The sequence below is a fragment of the Pseudomonas sp. GD03862 genome (assembly GCF_029840855.1).
Taxonomy (GTDB): domain Bacteria; phylum Pseudomonadota; class Gammaproteobacteria; order Pseudomonadales; family Pseudomonadaceae; genus Aquipseudomonas; species Aquipseudomonas alloputida.
In genome coordinates, this window is sequence record NZ_JAOCDI010000052.1 from 1 (window position 1) to 16,628 (window position 16,628).

The window sequence follows — 16,628 nt, forward strand, 5'->3', positions numbered from 1 at the left end:
CGGCGGCCTGTGTCCAACCTCCAATGCGTGTCCACCATCGGAGCGGGTTTACCCGCGAATACGGTGGCGGCGGCAACGGTGAACGGCGGGTGGAGATTGGCCAGCAGGGCCGGCCTCTTCGCGGGTGAACCCGCTCCTACACGGCGGCCTGTGTCCAACCTCCGATGTGTGTCCACCACCAATCTGCGTAGGAGCGGGTTTACCCGCGAATACGATGGTGGCGGCAACGGTGAACGGCGGTGGTGATTGGCCAGCAGGCCCGGCCCTTTCGCGGGTGAACCCGCTCCTACAGGCCCGCAACGGCCGCAATGGTCTTACCAGTAGTTCTCGACGGCCACCTGCCCGGGCCGCTTGCTCAGGCTCAGTTGCAGGTCTCGCGCCTTGAGGACCTTGCGAGTTTCGTCGATCATTTCCGGGTTACCGCACAGCATCACCCGCGAATGCTCCGGCGACAGCTCAAGCCCCGCCGCCTTCTCCAGTTCGCCATTCTCGATCAACGTGGTAATGCGCTGATTCAACGCACCCGGGTGCTGTTCACGGGTCACCACGGGAATGAACTGCAACTTGCCCGCGTACTCGGCAAGATAATCGCGCTGTTCCAGCCCGGCAATTTCATCCACATAAGCCAGCTCCTTCGCTTCGCGCACTGAATACACCAGCTTGATGCTGTCGAAGCGCTCCCAGGCCTCGAAGTCCTGCAGGATCGACATAAAGGGCGCAATGCCGGTACCGGTAGCCAGCAGCCACAGGTCACGACCTCCGACGAAGCGGTCGAGGGTGAGAAAACCAAACGCCTGGCGGTCGATCAGCAACGTATCGCCTGCCCCCAAACGGCTCAGCTCACTGGTGAATTCACCACCTGGCACCACGATGGAAAAGAAATCCAGGTGCTCGTCATGAGGGGCGCTGACCATGGAATAGGCGCGCCACACCACACTACCATCGGCCTTGGTCACACCTAGCCGGGCAAATTGGCCGGAACGGAAACGGAACCCCGCATCGCGCGTAACCCGCAGGCTGAAGAGGTTCGGCGTCAGTGGCTGAACATCGAGCAGTGTCTGGCGAGTGAACTTTTCGGCGCTAGCGGTCATATCGGGCTCCAGGGTTGGCGTGTGCACAGTGTCGCCTAAAGTGGCCAGGATAAAAACCACCGCTTTGTAGGGCCTCATCCAGGTTGAACGTGCCGAACTCGCAGAAAATCCTGTTCGCTATAACAAAAAAATCCCAACAGGATGGTAGGTCTTTTCCTACAATCATCCGGGTACTCAAACGGATTGGATCCTGCGCGCCCCTAGGAGTGTTTCAAATGCTTCACTGGAAACCCGAGTATCTTCATGCGTTCGTCAGCGAACGCAGCCCGCAGAAGCTATTCGACATCGCAGTCCATCTGGCTCAGGACCTGGACATGGATTACCTTGGGCTGAACATCCGCATTCAGATCGCTACGCAAACGCCAAGGCTGTACCTCTACAGCAACTACCCAATTGAGTGGATCGAGCGCTACCAGCGCGACGACTTCTACAAGCAGGACCCGGCAGCGAACCTGAGCCACAGCTCGACGACGCCGGTGCTGTGGACCGATGAACTTTACAAGGAAGCCCCGCAATTTCGCGAAATGGCCTGCCAGCATGGCTTGCGCCACGGCTGGACACAGTCGCTTCACGACCAGCAGCACAACGAAAGCCAGATCAGTGTCGCTCGGCCAAACGGCCACATCGATGTGCTCGAGCTGTACGACAAAGCCGGTAGCGTGCAGTGGCTGTGCCACACCCTTCACGCGGTACTGGGCGAGCACCACCTGAACGCGCTATGCCCACCCCAACCGAAAATGAGCGAGCGCGAACTGGAAGTGCTGAAATGGTCTGCCGCCGGCAAGACCGCTGCCGATGTTGCCTCCATCCTCTCGCTGTCGCAAAGCACGGTCAACTTCCATATCCGCAGCGTGATCACCAAGACCAACGCTGCCAACAAGGCCGGAGCCATCGCCATTGCCGCCTTGCGTGGCTGGATCTGACCTTCAAACCTGCGACCTTGGGCAAAGCCCTGTAGAATCGCCCGGCAAAGCCCGGCGCGAACCGCAACGGGCAGTTTCGTACCCGAGCCAGACGCCATGCCCCTGCTGACCACCCCCTACGCCGAACTCGACCTGATCCGCCAGCCGGAGCAGGCCAACGACCCGTTGCAGGCCTTCGATGCCGCCGACGAGTACCTGCTTGCGCAGCTACACGATCAGGCACCCGACGCCAATTGCCGGGTACTGGTGCTCAATGACAGCTTCGGTGCCCTGGCCGCAAGCCTTGCAGGCCAGCTGCAGGTGGTCAGCAGCGGTGACTCGCACCTTGGGCACCTGGCCCTGGAAAAGAACCTGGCGCGCAATAGCCTGCCGTTCGACAGTGTGCCGTTCGTACCGGCCAGCGAACACTGGCAAGGCCCGTTCGACCGGGTGCTGGTGCGTGTGCCCAAGACCCTGGCCCTTCTGGAAGAACAACTGATCCGCCTGCAAGGCCAGTTGGCACCCGGTGCGCAGGTGATTGCCGGGGCGATGATCAAGCACCTGCCGCGCGCGGCCGGCGACCTGATGGAGAAGTACATCGGCCCCGTACAGGCTTCGCTGGCACTGAAAAAGGCCCGTTTGCTGACAGCAACGGTTGCCGAGCGGCCGCTCGCCAAGTCCCCCTACCCCAGCTGCTACCGCCTCGACGTGCCGGCACTGGAATTGATCAACCACGCCAACGTGTTCTGCCGTGAAGGCCTGGATATCGGGACGCGGGCGTTCCTCCCGCATCTACCACGCAACCTCGGCCGTGCACGGGTGGCAGACCTGGGCTGCGGCAACGGCGTGCTCGCGATCGCCAGCGCCCTGGCCAACCCGGAGGCCGAGTACACCCTGGTCGACGAGTCGTACATGGCAGTGCAATCGGCGCGGGAGAACTGGCTGGCAGCGTTGGGCGAGCGCCCGGCGACCTTCTTCGCGGCCGATGGCCTGGCCGGGCTGGAGAAACAGTCGCTGGACGTGGTGCTGTGCAACCCGCCGTTCCATCAACAGCAGGTAGTAGGCGATTTCCTGGCCTGGCGCATGTTCCAGCAGGCGCGTGAAGCGCTGGTGGTAGGTGGGGCGCTGTACATCGTGGGTAACCGGCACCTGGGCTATCACAGCAAGCTGGCGCGGTTGTTCCGGGGGGTGGAGCAGGTGGCGGCAACGCCCAAGTTCGTCATTCTGAAAGCCCGCAAGTAAGCGCGCCACCGCCCCCGTAGGAGCGGGCTTGCCCGCGAACACCGGCAACGCCGGTGCCATCTAGCGCGTTGCCTGCTTCGCGGGCAAGCCCGCTGCCGCTCTTTATCAGTGTGTGGTCAGGCCCGCCGCCCCCATGAACAGCCGCATCACCCAGGCCGCCACACCCAGCGCTGCGACGCTCATCGCCCAGATCAGCAACAGCCAACCCAGTCGCTGCCACAGCGGTTTCTTGTCTTCCAAACCATGCTTGCCAGCCATCATGCGGCCCTCCTAGTGATAGCCGTCTTCGTGGGTCACCTTGCCGCGGAACACGTAGTAGCTCCAGAAGGTATACATGAGGATAAACGGCAGGATGAACAGGGTACCCACCAGCATGAAGCCCTGGCTTTGCGGTGGCGCTGCGGCATCCCAGATCGAAATCGACGGCGGGATGATGTTAGGCCACAGGCTGATTCCCAAGCCGCTGTAGCCAAGGAAGATCAGTACCAGCGTGAGCAGGAACGGCGTGTAGTGCGCGTTGCGTGCCACCGCTTTGAGCAACCCGTAGAAGGTCACCAGCACCAGCAGCGGCACCGGCATGAACCAGATCAGGTTGGGCATGCTGAACCAGCGGTCGGCAATCTGCGGGTAGGCGATGGGCGTCCACAGGCTGACGATACCGATCACCACCAGCAGCACCAGCGCCAGCGGCCGGGCCATATCGTGCATCTTCTGCTGCAGCGGCCCTTCGGTCTTCATGATCAGCCAGGTGCAACCCAGCAGGGTGTAGGCCACGATCAACCCCAGCCCGCAGAACAGGCTGAACGGCGTCAGCCAGTCCAGGGTGCCACCGGCAAAATGCCGGTCGACCACCTTGAACCCCTCCAGGAACGCGCCCAGCGCCACGCCCTGGAAGAAGGTGGCGATCAGTGAACCCCAGATGAAAGCCTTGTCCCAGATGTGCCGCTTGTCGGCCTTGGCCTTGAAGCGAAACTCGAAGGCCACGCCCCGGAAAATCAGGCCGATCAGCATCAGGATCAGGGGCAGGTACAGGGCCTCGAGGACCACGGCATAGGCCATCGGGAAGGCCCCGAACAGTCCGGCACCGCCCAGGACCAACCAGGTTTCGTTGCCGTCCCATACCGGCGCGACAGTGTTCATCATGACATCACGGTCCTGCTCGCCCTTGACGAAGGGGAAGAGCATGCCGATCCCCAGGTCGAATCCGTCCATCACCACGTACATCATGACGCCGAAGATGATGATCACGGCCCAGATCAGTGGAAGGTCGATACCCATGGTTCAGTTCCCCTCGTTCAGGCTGGCAGAGGTGGCCTCGCGGCCATCATCGGCGGCGGACAAAGGCCGTGCCGGCGTGCGTTTCTGGCCTGGGCCTCCCGGTGTGTGCTCGTCACCCTCGCCGGTCTGCGGCCCTTTGCGCACCAGGCGCATCATGTAGCCAAGGCCGGTGCCAAACAGGGCGAAGTACACCACCACGAACGCCACAAGGGTGAAGCCGAGCTGGGCGTAGCTGTGGTTGGAAACACCGTCCGCCGTGCGCATCAGGCCGTACACCACCCAGGGCTGGCGGCCAATTTCGGTGGTGAACCAGCCGGCCAGCAACGCGACCAGCCCGGATGGGCCCATCCACAGGGCCACATGCAAGAACGGGCGCGAACTGTACAGCGTGCCGCGTTTGCGCAACCACAGGCTCCACAGGCCAACGAAGATCATCAGGAAACCAAGCCCGACCATGATCCGGAACGACCAGAACACAATGGTCGAATTAGGCCGGTCCTCGGGCGGAAACTCCTTCATCGCCGGCACCTGCTTGTCCAGGCTGTGAGTCAGGATAAGGCTGCCGAGCGCCGGGATCTCGATCTTGAACCGGGTAGTCTCGGCCTCCATGTCGGGAATGCCGAACAGGATCAGCGGAGTCGGCTCACCGGGCACGTTCTCCCAGTGGCCTTCGATCGCAGCAATTTTCACCGGCTGGTGCTTGAGAGTATTGAGGCCGTGGAAATCGCCGATCACTGCCTGAATCGGGGCGACGATCAGTGCCATCCACATGGCCATCGACAGCATCTTGCGTACAGCCGGGTTGTCACGCCCGCGCAGCAGGTGCCAGGCCGCCGAGGCACCGACGAAGAACGCGGTGGACACGAACGCGGCAGTGGCCATGTGCATCAGGCGGTAGGGGAAGGAGGGGTTGAACACCACCGCAAACCAGTCCACCGGCACCACCCGACCATCGATGATCTCGTGACCTTGCGGGGTTTGCATCCAGCTGTTGGAGGCGAGAATCCAGAAGGTCGAGACCAGCGTACCGAGCGCTACCATCACCGTGGAGAAGAAGTGCAGACCACGGCCGACGCGGTTCCAGCCAAACAGCATGACGCCCAGGAAACCGGCCTCGAGGAAGAACGCAGTCAGTACTTCGTAGGTGAGTAGCGGGCCGGTGACGGCGCCGGCAAAGTCGGAGAAGCGGCTCCAGTTGGTGCCGAACTGGTAGGCCATGACCAGGCCGGAGACGACGCCCATGCCGAAGTTGACGGCGAAGATCTTCGACCAGAAGTGATAGAGGTCACGGTAGACCTGGTTGTGGGTCCGCAGCCAGAGGCCTTCGAGGACTGCCAGGTAGCTGGCCAGGCCAATGGTGATGGCCGGGAACAGGATGTGGAACGACACGGTAAAGGCAAACTGCATTCGGGCGAGCTCTAAGGCCTCTATTCCGAACATGGTGCTTCCTCTTCAGATAATCCGGCGTCCGGGCTTGTGGCCCCAGTCGCCCACTGCCCCCACTGGGTCGAGTACGGCGTGTTGGAATTGTTCTGTTCGATCGCAGGGATTCCGGCCAGACGGCCAATTCATTGATCTGGAACGATTGACCCAGATCAATGAATGCTAGGAAGCATAGTCCCGAATGGCCTGGTGGGCCGTGTGGTGGATTGCCGCGTGACCTGTTGCCTCACCCTCTTTGATTAGCAGTGGAAAAGTGCCGACCTGAGCAAACAGTAACCGTTTGTTACAAACAGATGATACGCTGCGCACCCCTCTACTGCGCCGAGGCCCCTGGTTTCCGATGTCCGATTCCGCACCGCAGTTGTTGCGTCACCATCGTCCTTTTCTGGCCTTCTGGCTGGCTCGCGTGTTCACCGCCAGCGGCTTCCAGATGCTCACCGTGGCCATCGGCTGGCACCTCTACCAATTGACCGGCAACGTACTGGACCTGGGCCTGGTCGGCCTGGTCGAGTTCGCCCCACGGGTGCTGTTCATGCTGCACACCGGCCATGTCGCCGACCGCTATGACAGGCGCAAGGTCGCCGCCCTGTGCCAGAGCCTTCAGGGGCTGATTGCCCTGGCGCTGGCGGTGGGCAGTGCCACCGACAACGTCACCCGCGAACTGATCTTTGCCCTGGCCTTCCTGCTCGGCGCCAGCCGCTCATTCGAAATGCCGGCAACCCAGGCGCTATTGCCCAATGTGGTACCGGCCGGGCTGTTCCCGCGGGCAGTGGCGGCGTCGGCCTCGGCCACCCAGTCGGCGACCATCGTGGCGCCGGCGGTGGGCGGTTTCCTGTATGCCTTTGGCAGCATGTGGGTGTACGGCCCGACGGTGGCCTTGTACGCCATTGCCTGCGTGCTGACCCTGAGCCTGCAGGCGCGCGGCCAGGTCGCCCAGCGCGGACGCGCCAGCATCGAATCGCTGCTGGCTGGCATCCGCTTCATTCGCAGCCGGCCCGACATCCTTGGCGCCATCTCGCTGGACCTGTTCGCCGTATTGTTGGGCGGAGCCACCGCGTTGCTGCCGGTATTTGCCAAGGACATCCTGCTGACCGGGCCGATGGGCCTTGGCCTGTTGCGCTCGGCGCCAGCGGTGGGGGCGTTGCTGATGTCGCTCTGGCTGGCGCGCTTCCCGTTCCAGCGCAACGTCGGGCGGACGATGTTCACTGCGGTCGGGGTGTTCGGTGTGGCGACCATCGCCTTCGGCCTGTCGACCTCGTTCTGGTTCTCGCTGGCGGTACTGGTGGTACTGGGTGCGGCAGACATGATCAGCATGGTCATTCGCAGTTCGTTCGTGCAGCTGGAGACACCGGATGAAATGCGTGGGCGGGTCAGCGCAGTGAACGGCTTGTTCATCGGTGCCTCGAACCAGCTCGGTGAGTTCGAATCGGGGGTGACCGCGCACTGGTTTGGTACAGTGCCGGCGGTGGTGCTGGGCGGGGTGGGCACTTTGGTGGTGACCGGGGTGTGGATAAAACTGTTCCCTACCCTGGCCAAGCGGGATCGGTTGCATAACGGGTGATGGGTCACCTGTGCCCGCCGCTTCGCGGGCAAGCCCGCGCCTACGGGGGAACTTCCCCGCACAGGGCCAGAAAAACCCATTCCCCAACGGCCATAGGCCCCCGCCATGCATGCTGGTATGATGCGCGGCTTTTTTCCTCCCCACACAAAACCACGGCATCCGGTACGGTCTGTGCTTTGCTGTTGGGGTCGATACATTCATGGCGCCGGGGGCGCCTTGGGGAGCGGGCATGCTGGAAAGGCTGTTTCAACTAAGAGCACACAACACCAACGTGCGCACCGAGATTCTCGCGGGCGTCACCACCTTCCTGGCCATGGCCTACATCCTGTTCGTCAATCCGAGCATCCTCGGCGAGACCGGCATGGACAAGGGCGCGATCTTCGTCGCCACCTGCCTGGCAGCCGCCATCGGCTCCGCCACCATGGGCCTGATTGCCAACTACCCGATCGCCCTGGCACCGGGCATGGGCCTGAACGCGTTCTTCACCTACACCGTAGTGCTGCACATGGGCCACACCTGGCAGGTGGCACTGGGTGCCGTGTTCCTGTCAGCAGTGATGTTCTTCCTGCTGTCGATCTTCCGTATCCGCGAGTGGATCGTGAACAGCATCCCGCTGCCGCTGCGTTCGGCGATTGCCGCCGGCATCGGCCTGTTCCTGGCATTGATCGCCCTGCATAACGCCGGCATCGTCGTCGATAACCCAGCCACTTTGGTGGGCATGGGCGACCTCAAGCAGCCTTCGGTGATTCTCGCCACACTGGGCTTCTTCCTGATCGTCGGCCTTGAGTCGCTGAAAGTTCGCGGCGCGGTGCTGATCGGCATCCTGGCCGTCACCGTCGCATCGATCGCCATGGGCGTCACGCCGTTCGGCGGGATCGTGTCGATGCCACCTTCATTGGCACCCACCTTCCTGCAGCTGGACATCGCCGGTGCCCTCGACGTGGGCCTGATCAGCGTGATCTTCGCGTTCCTGTTCGTCGACCTGTTCGACAACTCCGGTACCCTGATCGCCGTGGCCAAGCGCGCCGGCCTGATGGGCAAGGACGGCCACATGCCGAAGATGGGCCGCGCCCTGATCGCCGACAGCACCGCCGCCATGGCCGGCTCCCTGCTGGGCACCTCGACCACCACCAGCTATATCGAGTCCGCTGCGGGCGTGAGCGCCGGTGGCCGCACCGGCCTGACGGCCATCGTGGTTGCTGTGCTGTTCCTGCTGGCGCTGTTCTTCGCCCCACTGGCCGGTAGCGTGCCCGCCTTCGCCACCGCTCCAGCGCTGCTGTTCGTCGCGGTACTGATGGCCTCGGGCCTGGCGGAAATAAACTGGGACGACGTCACCGAAGCCGCACCGGTGGTGGTAACTGCCTTGGCCATGCCGCTGACTTACTCGATCGCCAATGGCATCGCCTTCGGCTTCATCGCCTGGACCGCCGTCAAACTGATTTCCGGCCGCCGTCGCGACCTGAACCCGGCCCTGGTGATCCTTTCCATCCTGTTCGTCATCAAGCTAGGCTGGTTCAACGCATGAGTGCTGCTTTCGACCCCTCCTCCTACGCCACCCAACTGGATGCCAAAGTGGCCCGGCTGCGCGAGCTGCTGGCACCGTTCGGTGCGCCGGAACCGGCTGTTTTCGACTCGCCGCGCGAGCATTACCGCCTGCGCGCCGAGTTCCGCCTGTGGCGCGAGGATGGCCAGCGCCACTACGCCATGTTCGCCCCGGGCGAGAAGCACAAAGCAATCCTGATCGACGATTTCCCCATTGCCAGCGAACGCATCAACGCGTTGATGCCACGCCTGAAGGCAGCCTGGCAGGCCAGCGAAGAACTGGGCAACCGCCTGTTCCAGGTGGAGTTCCTCACCACCCTGGCTGGCGATGCGATGATCACGATGTGCTATCACCGCCCGCTGGACGAGGCCTGGGAAGTGGAAGCACGGCAACTGGCTGAAGCGCTGGGGGTGAGCGTCATCGGCCGCTCCAAGGGCAAACGCCTGGTTATCGGCCGCGACTACGCAGTGGAAAAACTCGATGTGGCTGGCCGCGTGTTCAGTTACCGCCAGCCGGAGGGTGCGTTCACCCAGCCCAACGGCGCAGTGAACCAGAAGATGCTCAGCTGGGCCTTCGAGGCCATTGGCGAGCGTGAGGATGACCTGCTGGAGCTGTATTGCGGCAACGGTAACTTCACCCTGCCGCTGGCCACGCGCGTACGCCAGGTGCTGGCCACCGAAATCAGCAAGACGTCGGTCAATGCCGCACTGAGCAACCTTGACGAAAACGCTGTGGATAACGTGCGGCTGGTACGTTTGTCGGCAGAGGAGCTGACCCAGGCACTGAATGAGGTGCGGCCGTTCCGTCGCCTGGAAGGCATCGACCTGAAGAGTTATCAGTTCGGTACAGTGTTCGTCGACCCACCGCGTGCGGGGATGGACCCGGATACCTGCGAGCTGACCCGTCGTTTCGAACGCATCCTGTACATCTCGTGCAACCCGGAAACACTGGCAGCGAACATTGCCCAGTTGCAGGACACCCACCGTATCGAGCGCTGTGCATTGTTTGACCAGTTCCCGTATACCCACCATATGGAGAGTGGGGTTCTGCTGGTTCGGCGCTGATCGTTGTATCGCCGGGGCTGCTTTGCAGCCCATTCGCGGGCAAGCCCGCTCCCACATTGATCGGCGTCGGTGTACGCAGATCGTTGTAGGAGCGGGCTTGCCCGCGAATGGGCCGCAGAGCGGCCCCAAGCTTCACCTCAGAAGTCGAAGAAGACGGTCTCCCCTTCCCCCTGAATGCGGATATCAAAGCGGTACGCCGTCTTGCCATCCACTTCGCAACGCTTGGCAATCAAGGTTTCACGCCGCTGCGGCTGCTCGATCAGGTTGAGCACCGGGCACTTGGCATTGGCCTGGGCCTCATCATCGAAATACAGGCGCGTGTGCAGGTGGATGTTGATGCCACGGGCAAACAGGCTGATGTTGATGTGCGGCGCCATCGGCACGCCAGCAGCGTTGTTCACCACACCCGGCTTGACCGTTTGCAGCGTCCACTCACCGGCATCGAAGGTGGTAGCCGTGCGGCCAAAGCTGTTGAAGGCGTTTTCCAGGTTGTAGGCATCCTGGTACTCACCGTTGGCGTCGGCCTGCCACACTTCCAGGAACGAGTCGCGCACCAGGTGGCCGTTTCCGTCATATACGTGGCCGATCAGCAGAATGTGCTCGCCCGGGGCGTCTGGCTTGGCCAGGCAGTTCCAGATTTCCTGGTCGCGGGTCGGGTTGCCGGCGGCTTCCAGGGCCAGGCCGATGTGCACGTAGGGGCCGGCAGTCTGCGAAGGGGTTTCCGGCAGCAGTTCGATTGGCATGGCGGGGTCCTCAGCAGTTTTCGAAGTGGGTCTTGCGCTGGCCGCGCAGCACGATGTCGAAGCGGTAGGCCAGGCAGTCCATCGGGTTGGCGTTGCTCATGTCGAGCTTGGCGATCAACTGCTGCACGGCTTGCGGGTTGGCGATCGACTTGACGATAGGGCACATCGGGATCAGCGGGTCACCTTCGAAGTACAACTGGGTGATCAGCTTGGTGGCGATCGATGGGCCGCTGATGGCGAAGTGGATATGCGCCGGGCGCCAGTCGTTCGGGCCGTTGCGCCATGGGTACGGGCCCGGCTTGATGGTGCGGAAGCTGTAGTAGCCGTCACGGTCGGTCAGGCACCGGCCAACACCACCGAAGTTCGGGTCCAGCGGCGCCAGGTAGCGGTCGTTCTTGTGGCGATAGCGGCCGCCGGCGTTGGCTTGCCACATCTCCACCAGAGTGTTCGGCACAGGCTTGCCGTACTGGTCGACGACACGGCCGGCGACGATGATGCGCTCGCCAATGGGCAGGCCACCGTTATTGAAGTTCAGCAGCAGGTCATGGTCGTGGGCGCCGAAGCCCAGATGGGAAAAGTCCGGACCAGTGGTTTCGCTGATCGACTGCGGAATGCTGACCAGTGCCTGGCGCGGCGAGCGGGCAACGGAGGTCTTGTAGTCAGGCGTAAGGGCTTTAGGGTGCCAGTTGCGATCACGGATCACGAAGCGGCTGTTGTCCTGGGCGGGCATGCCGGTTTCCTCTCTTGGAATTGTGAGAACGCCTGGGCGTGGCAGGCGGACTTGCAGTTTCCGGCAGGTCGCGCGCGATGAATATTGAAATCGACCACCTCATACATAACCAAATGGTTATGGATTAACACCTTTGCCTGACACCTGCCGCTTTCCTGAACTAATCTTTGACTTCTTGTTTCACGCTCGGGAGAGCATTCATGGAATGGCGAAAAGGCCGACGCAGCGACAACGTGGTCGATGCCCGGGGCGAAGGTGGCGGTGGCGGCATGCGCTTCGGCGGCGGCAAGGGGCTGGGGCTCGGGGCGATTCTGCTGATCGTCGGCATCGGCTGGCTCACCGGGCAGGACCCGCTGCAGATTCTTGGCCAGCTTGCCGGGCAGATGGAGCAGCAACAACAGCAGACGGCGCCCAGTGGTGCGGGCGGCAAGGCGCCACCGGCCAACGACCAGCAAGCTGAGTTCGTCGCCTCGGTTCTGGGTGACACCGAAGACACTTGGAAAGCCCTGTTCGCCGAGGCCGGCAAACAATACCGTGACCCCAAACTGGTCCTGTTCAGCGGCCAGGTCAATTCGGCCTGCGGTTTTGCCTCGGCAGCGGTTGGGCCGTTCTATTGCCCGGCGGACCAGCGGGTATACCTGGACATGTCGTTCTTCCGTGAAATGGAAACCCGCTTCGCTGCAGCTGGCGACTTCGCCCAGGCCTACGTGATCGCCCACGAAATCGGTCACCATGTGCAGACACTGCTGGGCGTCTCGGCCAAGGTCGACGCCGCACGACGCGCTGGTCAGCGCATGGAGGGCGACAACGGCCTGTTGGTGCGCCAGGAGTTGCAGGCCGACTGTCTGGCCGGGGTATGGGCCTACCAGGCGCAGAAACGCCTGAACTGGCTGGAGCCAGGCGATGTCGAGGAAGCGCTGAATGCGGCCAATGCAATCGGCGACGACCGCCTGCAGCAGCAAAGCCGCGGGCGCGTAGTGCCAGACTCGTTCACCCACGGTACCTCGGCGCAGCGGGTGCGCTGGTTCAAGGCCGGGTTTGCCGAAGGTGAAGTGAATCGCTGCGACACCTTCAGTGCACGCACTCTCTGATGCCCGGTGCAACAGGGACCGAGTGAGACCGCTTGCTGACATTTTGCTGAAAAAGCGTTTCAGCTTCCCCAATCATGGCCGATAACCCCTGCACGAATCAGCGGGCATCCAGAACAACAACGCCTGGCGATCGAAGATCAAGAGAGCGAAATCAACTTCTGGAGAGCGTGCATGAACAGCTGGTTCGCCAACATCAGCGTCAACCTTAAACTCGGCCTGGGCTTCGGCCTGGTGCTGGTCCTCACTGGCCTGCTGGCCCTCACCGGCTGGACCAGCCTGGGCAGCCTGATCGACCGTAGCAACTGGATGGGCGATATTGGCCAGTTGAACAAGGACCTCACCGATCTGCGCATTGCGCGCCTGCAGTACATGATCGCCAACGGCGACGATACCGCCGCCGCCAACACCCTGGCCAAGCTGGACGCATTCAGCAAGCAGCAGGCCTACCTGGCCTCCACCTTCAAAAGCCCGGAGAACGTCAAGCTGCTGGGTGAGCTGGGCGATACCATCAGTGCCTACAAGCTGTCGCTGAACAAGATGCGCCAGGGCTACGACGCCACCCGCGCAGCGCGCGTTTCCATGGACAGCTCGGCCATCCGCGCCGACCAGGCCATGGATGCGCTCAGCCAGGAGGTGATGGCTCGCCCCGAGGCTGACAGCGTGCGCCTGGCCCAGTACCAGCTGATCAGCAAGGCCCGCCAGCAACTGCTGCAGGTACGCATCGATGTGCGTGGCTACATCGCCGACAACAGCAGCGCCAACGAGCAGGCCGCCTTGCGCCAGCTGGATGCAGCACTGGCCGATACCGACAACCTCAAGCGCCAGCTGCCCAGCGAAGACGCCCGCCTGCAACAGTTCGAAAACGCAGTACTGGCCTATCGTGACGCCGTACGCCAGTTCCGCAACGCGGTTGCCAACATCACCACCTCGCGTGCCGAAATGACCGTGCAGGGTGCCGACATCGTCAAGCGCAGCGACGCGTTGTACCAGATCCAGCTGGAGCGCCGTGACATCGAGAGTACCCAGGCCCGCAGCCTGCAGGCCATCGCCACACTGCTGGCGCTGCTGGTCGGCGTGCTGGCGGCGGTGCTGATCACCCGCCAGATCACGCGCCCGTTGCAAGACACCCTGGTGGCCGTGGAAAAAATCGCCAGTGGCGACCTTACCCAGCACATGCGCGTCACCCGCCGTGACGAACTGGGCGTGCTGCAGCAAGGCATCGCGCGCATGGGCACCACCCTGCGCGAGCTGATCAGCGGCATCCGCGATGGCGTCACCCAGATTGCCAGCGCCGCCGAAGAACTGTCGGCAGTCACCGAACAGACCAGCGCGGGCGCCAACAGCCAGAAAGTCGAGACCGACCAGGTGGCCACCGCCATGCACGAAATGGCCGCTACCGTTCAGGAAGTGGCGCGCAATGCCGAGCAGGCCTCACATGCAGCCACCGGAGCCGATGACGAAGCCCGTGCCGGCGACCGCGTGGTGGGCGAAGCGATTGGCCAGATCGAACGCCTGGCCGAAGACATGCACCGCTCCACCGAGGCCATGAACCTGCTGCAGCAGGAAAGCCAGAAAATTGGCAGCGTGATGGACGTGATCAAGTCGGTGGCCGAACAGACCAACCTGCTGGCGCTCAACGCAGCGATCGAGGCGGCGCGTGCCGGCGAGGCAGGCCGTGGCTTTGCCGTGGTTGCCGACGAAGTGCGTGGCCTGGCCCAACGCACGCAGAAGTCTACCGAAGAGATCGAAGAGCTGATTGCCAGCCTGCAGCACGGTACCCAGCAAGTGGCGAATGCCATGCAGGGCAGCCGTGCCCTGACCGACAGCAGCGTCGAACTGGCGCGAAAGGCCGGGTCATCGCTGGAGAGCATCACCAGTACGGTATCGAGCATCCAGTCGATGAACCAGCAGATTGCTGCGGCGGCAGAGCAGCAGAGTGCGGTGGCTGAAGAGATCAGCCGAAGCATCCTGAATGTGCGTGATGTGTCAGAGCAAACCGCAGCAGCCAGTGACGAGACGGCAGCGTCGAGTGTGGAGCTGGCGCGGCTGGGTGGGCAGTTGCAGACACTGGTCAGCCAGTTCCGCGTCTGACCGTTGGCACCTGGGGCCGCTTTGCGGCCCTTTCGCGACTCAAGGCCGCTCCCATATTGATCCACGTACGCAGGTCATGGGAGCGGCCTTGTGTCGCGATAGGAGGGCAAAGCCCTCCCGGCGTGCTCACAGGTACTACTTGACGATCATCCCCACCCCACGCCCACGTGGGTCGGAAGCGGTCTCAAGCTTCGCCCCATCGACGCGGATCGCCTGGATGTCGCCCATCTCCCAGCCCTGGTCCTCCAGCACATAGCCCATCTTCTTCAGCCCATCAGCTACCGGCCCGGTCAATGGCGCATAGCTGTCGAAGTAGATGGTGTCCTTGGGCAGCAACTGATGGTGCACGCGCTGCGCCGCCACCGCCTTGTCCAGCGGCATGCCGTAGTCGTACAGGTTGTTCATCACCTGGAAGATCGAGGTAAAGATCCGTGAACCACCCGGGGTACCGATAACCAACTCGACCTTGCCATCGCGGGTCATCAGGCTGGGGCTCATCGACGACAGCATGCGCTTGCCCGGTTCGATCGCGTTGGCATCACCGCCGACCACGCCAAAGGCGTTCGCCGCCCCCGGCTTGGCGCTGAAATCATCCATCTCGTCGTTGAGCAGGAAACCGGCGCCCTTCACCACCACACCACTGCCGTAGTCGAGGTTGAGGGTGTAGGTATTGCTGACCGCGTTGCCCTGCTTGTCGACGATCGAGAAATGCGTGGTCTGGTGCGGTTCAAGGCCCGGTTTGACCTTGTCGGTGTCGGAAATGGCCTTCGGGTTGACCTGAGCTGCGCGCTTGGCCAGGTAATCCTTGGCCACCAGCTGGTCCACCGGCACCTTGGTGAAGGCCGGGTCGCCCAGGTAATCGGCGCGGTCGGCGAATACCCGCTTCTCGATCTCGGCCAACAGGTGGATGTACTGCGCCGAGTTATGCGCCACCCCTTTGAAGTCGGCCGCGCGGTCTTCCTTGATGCCCAGCAACTGGGCCAGCGCCACACCGCCCGAGCTCGGCGGTGGTGCGGTATACACCACATTGCCACGCCAGCTCACGGCCATCGGTTCACGCCATACCGCCTTGTAATCCTTCAGGTCTTCTTTGGTAATCAGGCCTTTGTCAGCCTGCATCTGCGCCACCAGCAAATCGGCGGTCTTGCCTTGATAGAACTCGCTCACGCCCTTGTCGGCTATGCGCTCCAGGGTCTGGGCCATTTCCGGCTGCTTGAACAGCTCGCCGACCTTCATGTTGCCAAAGTAATCGTTGAAGTTGGTCGCCGTCTTGAACATGCCTTGGGCATCGTTGCGGTACTGGTACTGCTTTTCCGCCACCTTGAAGCCGTTTTTCGCATAGCCGATGGCCGGGGTCAGCAACTCGCTCCAGGGCAGCTTGCCGAACTTCTGGTGCGCCTCCCACAGGCCCATTACCGTACCGGGTACGCCTGCGGCGCGTGCCCCGACCAGGCTGAGGTTCTCGATGACCTCGCCCTTGTCGTCCAGGTACATGTTGCGCGTGGCGGCCTTGGGCGCGACTTCGCGGTAGTCGAGGAAGTAAGGCTTGCCATCGACGAACAGGGTCATGAAGCCGCCACCGCCGATATTACCGGCCTCTGGGTAAGTCACCGCCAGGGTGAAGGCAGTCGCGACTGCCGCGTCCACCGCGTTGCCGCCCTTTTTCAGAATATCGGCGGCCACCTGTGCACCATATTGATCGGGGGCGGCCACCGCGCCGCCCTCCAGGGTGGCGGCGTAAACCGAGGAACAGCTCAGGATCGCGGCTGCGAGAGCCAGATACTGGAAAGGGACAATACGCATGACACTTCCTTGGTGTTGTTTTTGTTGAGCAGTCAGTAAGGCCGAA

At 62.6% G+C, this 16,628-nt stretch carries 14 protein-coding genes; 7 read left to right on the forward strand and 7 right to left on the reverse strand.

Annotated features, from left to right (window positions below):
- Nucleotides 1-314 precede the first annotated feature (314 nt).
- Nucleotides 315-1,091, reverse strand: a complete 777-nt coding sequence (locus N5D53_RS24155; protein ID WP_014592355.1) for a ferredoxin--NADP reductase — start codon at nt 1,089-1,091, stop codon at nt 315-317.
- 215 nt (nt 1,092-1,306) lie between these two features.
- Between N5D53_RS24155 and N5D53_RS24160 the strand changes: the two genes are divergently transcribed.
- The gene (locus N5D53_RS24160) at nt 1,307-2,014 is read left to right on the forward strand and encodes an autoinducer binding domain-containing protein (protein WP_064491001.1); all 708 of its coding nucleotides are present in this window, start codon (nt 1,307-1,309) and stop codon (nt 2,012-2,014) included.
- Nucleotides 2,015-2,110: 96 nt separating this feature from the next.
- Nucleotides 2,111-3,235 (forward strand): methyltransferase, encoded by a 1,125-nt coding sequence (locus N5D53_RS24165; protein WP_274142481.1) that lies wholly within the window; start codon nt 2,111-2,113, stop codon nt 3,233-3,235.
- 105 nt (nt 3,236-3,340) lie between these two features.
- Here N5D53_RS24165 and N5D53_RS24170 read toward each other — a convergent pair whose 3' ends face one another.
- From N5D53_RS24170 to N5D53_RS24180, 3 genes are read right to left on the reverse strand one after another with little or no spacing between them, the layout of a single operon-like run.
- Nucleotides 3,341-3,496 (reverse strand): DUF2474 domain-containing protein, encoded by a 156-nt coding sequence (locus N5D53_RS24170; RefSeq protein WP_003251614.1) that lies wholly within the window; start codon nt 3,494-3,496, stop codon nt 3,341-3,343.
- A gap of 9 nt (nt 3,497-3,505) precedes the next feature.
- On the reverse strand, nt 3,506-4,513 hold the full coding sequence (gene cydB / locus N5D53_RS24175) for a cytochrome d ubiquinol oxidase subunit II (protein WP_010955308.1): 1,008 nt from the start codon (nt 4,511-4,513) through the stop codon (nt 3,506-3,508).
- A 3-nt stretch (nt 4,514-4,516) separates the two neighbouring features.
- Complete coding sequence (locus N5D53_RS24180) at nt 4,517-5,953, reverse strand: cytochrome ubiquinol oxidase subunit I (protein WP_010955309.1); 1,437 nt, start codon at nt 5,951-5,953, stop codon at nt 4,517-4,519.
- Between the two features lie 343 nt (nt 5,954-6,296).
- Here N5D53_RS24180 and N5D53_RS24185 point away from each other — a divergent pair, with 343 nt between their 5' ends.
- From N5D53_RS24185 to trmA, 3 genes are all read left to right on the forward strand, one after another.
- Nucleotides 6,297-7,517, forward strand: coding sequence for an MFS transporter (locus N5D53_RS24185; RefSeq protein ID WP_010955310.1), 1,221 nt, complete (start codon nt 6,297-6,299; stop codon nt 7,515-7,517).
- A 229-nt stretch (nt 7,518-7,746) separates the two neighbouring features.
- Entirely contained in the window at nt 7,747-9,042 is a 1,296-nt protein-coding gene (locus tag N5D53_RS24190; RefSeq protein ID WP_003251606.1) for an NCS2 family permease, read from the forward strand.
- Entirely contained in the window at nt 9,039-10,124 is a 1,086-nt protein-coding gene (gene trmA, locus N5D53_RS24195; RefSeq protein WP_004575991.1) for a tRNA (uridine(54)-C5)-methyltransferase TrmA, read from the forward strand. Before N5D53_RS24190 ends, trmA begins: the two co-directional genes overlap by 4 nt.
- Before the next feature lie 137 nt (nt 10,125-10,261).
- On the opposite strand, the gene pcaG is transcribed toward trmA, so the two are convergent.
- Together pcaG and pcaH are read right to left on the reverse strand one after the other, a co-directional pair.
- On the reverse strand, nt 10,262-10,867 hold the full coding sequence (gene pcaG / locus N5D53_RS24200; RefSeq protein ID WP_010955312.1) for a protocatechuate 3,4-dioxygenase subunit alpha: 606 nt from the start codon (nt 10,865-10,867) through the stop codon (nt 10,262-10,264).
- Between the two features lie 10 nt (nt 10,868-10,877).
- On the reverse strand, nt 10,878-11,597 hold the full coding sequence (pcaH, locus tag N5D53_RS24205) for a protocatechuate 3,4-dioxygenase subunit beta (RefSeq protein WP_009682255.1): 720 nt from the start codon (nt 11,595-11,597) through the stop codon (nt 10,878-10,880).
- 200 nt (nt 11,598-11,797) lie between these two features.
- Between pcaH and N5D53_RS24210 the strand changes: the two genes are divergently transcribed.
- Both N5D53_RS24210 and N5D53_RS24215 read left to right on the forward strand, forming a co-directional pair.
- Entirely contained in the window at nt 11,798-12,688 is an 891-nt protein-coding gene (locus tag N5D53_RS24210; RefSeq protein ID WP_003251596.1) for a neutral zinc metallopeptidase, read from the forward strand.
- A 171-nt stretch (nt 12,689-12,859) separates the two neighbouring features.
- Nucleotides 12,860-14,779: a methyl-accepting chemotaxis protein gene (locus N5D53_RS24215; protein WP_274142477.1), complete on the forward strand. Its 1,920-nt coding sequence runs from the start codon at nt 12,860-12,862 to the stop codon at nt 14,777-14,779.
- Between the two features lie 135 nt (nt 14,780-14,914).
- Here N5D53_RS24215 and ggt read toward each other — a convergent pair whose 3' ends face one another.
- A complete protein-coding gene (gene ggt / locus N5D53_RS24220) occupies nt 14,915-16,582 on the reverse strand; it encodes a gamma-glutamyltransferase (RefSeq protein WP_274142475.1) in 1,668 nt (555 codons plus the stop codon).
- Nucleotides 16,583-16,628 lie beyond the last annotated feature (46 nt).

What these genes read in the sequence shown, in the direction of transcription:
- N5D53_RS24185 (WP_010955310.1), top strand. Translation starts at nt 6,297, where the DNA reads ATGTCCGATTCCGCACCGCAGTTGTTGCGTCACCATCGTCCTTTTCTG.
- N5D53_RS24210 (WP_003251596.1), top strand. Translation starts at nt 11,798, where the DNA reads ATGGAATGGCGAAAAGGCCGACGCAGCGACAACGTGGTCGATGCCCGG.
- ggt (WP_274142475.1), bottom strand. Translation starts at nt 16,582, where the DNA reads ATGCGTATTGTCCCTTTCCAGTATCTGGCTCTCGCAGCCGCGATCCTG.
- pcaH (WP_009682255.1), bottom strand. Translation starts at nt 11,597, where the DNA reads ATGCCCGCCCAGGACAACAGCCGCTTCGTGATCCGTGATCGCAACTGG.
- N5D53_RS24190 (WP_003251606.1), top strand. Translation starts at nt 7,747, where the DNA reads ATGCTGGAAAGGCTGTTTCAACTAAGAGCACACAACACCAACGTGCGC.
- pcaG (WP_010955312.1), bottom strand. Translation starts at nt 10,867, where the DNA reads ATGCCAATCGAACTGCTGCCGGAAACCCCTTCGCAGACTGCCGGCCCC.
- N5D53_RS24180 (WP_010955309.1), bottom strand. Translation starts at nt 5,953, where the DNA reads ATGTTCGGAATAGAGGCCTTAGAGCTCGCCCGAATGCAGTTTGCCTTT.
- N5D53_RS24155 (WP_014592355.1), bottom strand. Translation starts at nt 1,091, where the DNA reads ATGACCGCTAGCGCCGAAAAGTTCACTCGCCAGACACTGCTCGATGTT.
- N5D53_RS24165 (WP_274142481.1), top strand. Translation starts at nt 2,111, where the DNA reads ATGCCCCTGCTGACCACCCCCTACGCCGAACTCGACCTGATCCGCCAG.
- N5D53_RS24170 (WP_003251614.1), bottom strand. Translation starts at nt 3,496, where the DNA reads ATGATGGCTGGCAAGCATGGTTTGGAAGACAAGAAACCGCTGTGGCAG.
- trmA (WP_004575991.1), top strand. Translation starts at nt 9,039, where the DNA reads ATGAGTGCTGCTTTCGACCCCTCCTCCTACGCCACCCAACTGGATGCC.
- N5D53_RS24160 (WP_064491001.1), top strand. Translation starts at nt 1,307, where the DNA reads ATGCTTCACTGGAAACCCGAGTATCTTCATGCGTTCGTCAGCGAACGC.
- cydB (WP_010955308.1), bottom strand. Translation starts at nt 4,513, where the DNA reads ATGGGTATCGACCTTCCACTGATCTGGGCCGTGATCATCATCTTCGGC.
- N5D53_RS24215 (WP_274142477.1), top strand. Translation starts at nt 12,860, where the DNA reads ATGAACAGCTGGTTCGCCAACATCAGCGTCAACCTTAAACTCGGCCTG.